Source organism: Streptomyces niveiscabiei (genome assembly GCF_033794345.1).
Taxonomy (GTDB): Bacteria; Actinomycetota; Actinomycetes; order Streptomycetales; family Streptomycetaceae; genus Streptomyces; species Streptomyces niveiscabiei.
Genome location: NZ_JARAYJ010000104.1, coordinates 1 through 1,499 on the forward strand (window position 1 = coordinate 1; position 1,499 = coordinate 1,499).

The following is a 1,499-nucleotide window of genomic DNA, read 5'->3' on the forward strand; positions in this document are numbered from 1 at the left end:
GGCGGATTCGACTGGTCGTCGCAACACCCTGATCTCGGAGGTGTGCGGCGTGGCCACGGCGGACTGGAGTTTGAAGACCAGCGATGTTCCAGAGGGTTTGCGTCGGCAGTGGCGTGCTGATCGTGCGTTGCGGCCGGCGATGCGTTCGCCGGGGCGGCCTGATCCGTCTCGGGTCGTGCAGCGCCAGTTCTGGCGGCTGATCGCCACCGGGGTCACGACGGTGGAGGCGTCGTTGGCGGTCGGCGTGTCGTGGCCGGTGGGTACCCGGTGGTTTCGTCACGCTGGTGGGATGCCGCCGATCTCCATGGCCGAGCCTACGGGGCGATACCTGTCGTTCGAGGAGCGCGAGGAGATCGCGATCCTGCGTGAGAGGGGCGCTGGGGTGCGCGAGATCGCCCGCGCTCTGCAACGAGACCCGGGGACGATCTCTCGCGAGCTGCGCCGCAACGCTGCCACACGTGGCGGCAAGCAGGAGTACCGCGCGACGGTCGCGCAGTGGAAGGCTCAACAGGCGGCCAAGCGTCCCAAGGTCGCGAAGCTCGTCACCAACGACCGCCTGCGCGAGTACGTCCAACAGCGCCTGGACGGCACCGTGCGACTCGCTGACGGCACGGCCGTAGCAGGTCCGGACGCTGCCGGGTGGAAGGGCCGCAAGATGAAGCCTCACCGAGCGGACCGGCGTTGGGCGACGGCCTGGAGCCCGCAGCAGATCAGCCACCGCCTCAGGCTCGACTTCCCCGATGATGAGTCCATGCGGATCAGCCACGAGGCGATCTACCAGGCGTTGTTCATCCAGGGACGCGGAGCCCTCAAACGTGAGCTCGTGGCGTGCTTGCGTACCGGGCGCGCGCTGCGGGAACCCCGAGCCCGGACGCGCAACAAACCACAGGGTCACGTCACCGCCGACGTGGTCCTCAGCGAGCGGCCGGCCGAGGCCGCCGACCGAGCCGTGCCCGGGCACTGGGAGGGAGATCTGATCATTGGCACCGGCCGGTCTGCGATCGGCACACTCGTCGAGCGTTCGAGCCGCTCGACGCTCCTGGTCCACCTCCCGCGGCTGGAGGGCTGGGATGAGAAGCCGGTGGTGAAGAACGGCCCGTCGCTAGGCGGCTACGGCGCCGCCGCGATGAATGCCGCGCTCACGGCGTCGATGGCCCACCTGCCCGAGCAACTGCGTCAGACACTGACCTGGGACCGGGGCAAGGAGCTCTCCGGCCATGCTCAGTTCGCGCTCGAGACGGGTACCAAAGTGTTCTTCGCCGACCCGCACTCTCCCTGGCAGCGACCGACGAACGAGAACACCAACGGACTGCTGCGCCAGTACTTCCCCAAGGGAACCGATCTGTCGCGGTGGTCCGCCGAGGACCTCGAAGCCGTCGCGCTGGCGGTCAACAACCGGCCCCGCAAAATCCTCGGCTGGAAGACCCCCGCCGAAGTCTTCGAGAAACAGCTACGCTCGCTCCGACAACCCGATGTTGCAACGACTGGTTGAACTCACC

1 protein-coding gene is annotated in these 1,499 nt (G+C 68.0%); it reads left to right on the plus strand.

Features of this window, described 5'->3' with window-relative positions:
- Positions 1–70 precede the first annotated feature (70 nt).
- The gene (locus PV682_RS44015; RefSeq protein ID WP_456154985.1) at positions 71–1,492 is read left to right on the plus strand and encodes an IS30 family transposase; all 1,422 of its coding nucleotides are present in this window, start codon (positions 71–73) and stop codon (positions 1,490–1,492) included.
- Positions 1,493–1,499 lie beyond the last annotated feature (7 nt).